At 27.2% G+C, this 1535-nt stretch carries 1 protein-coding gene; it reads right to left on the bottom strand.

The genetic code is table 11. The annotated features are described in order from the left end of the window. Positions 1-150: 150 nt before the first annotated feature. Positions 151-1485, bottom strand: a complete 1335-nt coding sequence (locus ACJDT4_RS23250) for an IS4 family transposase (RefSeq protein WP_406790010.1) — start codon at positions 1483-1485, stop codon at positions 151-153. Between the last annotated feature and the right edge of the window lie 50 nt (positions 1486-1535).

The raw sequence follows: 1535 nt of genomic DNA on the forward strand, positions 1-1535 counted from the left end.
CAATGTCATCAACTTAAGAAACCTTACAATAAATTGAAGTGATATAAAATTTGATTTAAAAATTACTTTGCTAAAAAATCTCAGCACAAATAATCCATTTAGTTATTTGGACTAAATGGATTATTTTTACACACTAGTTTTCTTACTTTTTTAGCTATTAGGTTTGTTGTTTTGCATATACCTATTTCTACCTTTATATTTTATATGTGGATTACTTCTTCCAGGTCTAATTGGAACTAAATTTTTTGTAATCTCATTCATCATATCCATCTGCAGAGCTTCTTGTTTTGCCGCGTCCTCTTCTATAACCATTTTAATTATATATTCTCTAAATTTGCCGACCAATATATTCATATTGACCTTATAGCAATATTTTAATTTCCCTTGTTTATTTTTATTCTCATCTACAATATAGTTAGCATCATTTTTTAAATCCTGAATCAAGTTAAATAACAATATTTGAGCATAAAAATCCTGTTCAACTATTATTGGTTTTTTGCCTGAAATATTTTCAATATGAAGTTTATTTTTAATTAAGTCATAAGCTGTTTCAATACCCCAACGTTTTGAATACAAAACACCTATTTCTTCAGTATTAAATTCCTCTTTTAGAATATTTGTAACCAAATATTCGTATTCACCTGTATTTAGCTTAATTTTAACCATTCTTAATGGAACCTCTTTAAGCATAGAAGCCTTTTGCTTAAGATATTTATCTGATATATATGCTAGCCTATTACCGTTTGTTTTGAATCCAACAATTTCATCATCACTTTGCATTGAATTTTTTTCTTTATTAAAGGTATTTCCTTGAAGCCTAAATAGAAATTTAATAGGACACTCTAATAAAAACATTAACATCTCTGTAGAAAAATATCCTCTATCAAAAATAGTAATAATTTTTCTATCGTCTCCCAATGTTTCTAATGCATTATAAATATTAGATCCTGCTAAAACTCTTTCAGAGGTTCTGTATTTCTCAATAATTGCATCAATCATTATATTATTTTCAATGTCATAAATACCAGATGCTCTAGCACGAGCCATTTTTCTTACATCATCTTTATTTGGGTTTAAATATCCATAGGTTTGCCTCAGTTCTTCTGTGTTCGGTATTTCTAGTACAGTACCATCAATAGCAGTTATTATATAACCTTTATACAATTTGTAATTAGGATCGTCATATACACGCTTAACATGACGCTTATTTAAATGAACAAATACTTCTGGATTTAAGTTTAATCTTTGTTTGCAGAATGCCTGCTTTGTAACAGCATCTTCTTTTTTACCTATATTTTTATAATAATTATCAATTTCCATAGCTGTAGTTAGTCCTTTCCTACATATGATATACTTCATTAAATCCTCAAAGTTTAGTTTTCTATTTCTTGTAAATGCTTGCTTTTTTAATTGGCCAATTTTTTTAGTTTCCTCTGTTTGTATTTCTTTAAAGACTAACATAATTCTCTCATGTTTTTTTACCATCAGAAGAAGCTCCTTTTTGCTTTAAATATAACATATAAAAATATATTTAA

It is taken from the genome of Clostridium neuense (assembly GCF_045310695.1).
Lineage (GTDB): Bacteria > Bacillota > Clostridia > Clostridiales > Clostridiaceae > Clostridium_S > Clostridium_S neuense.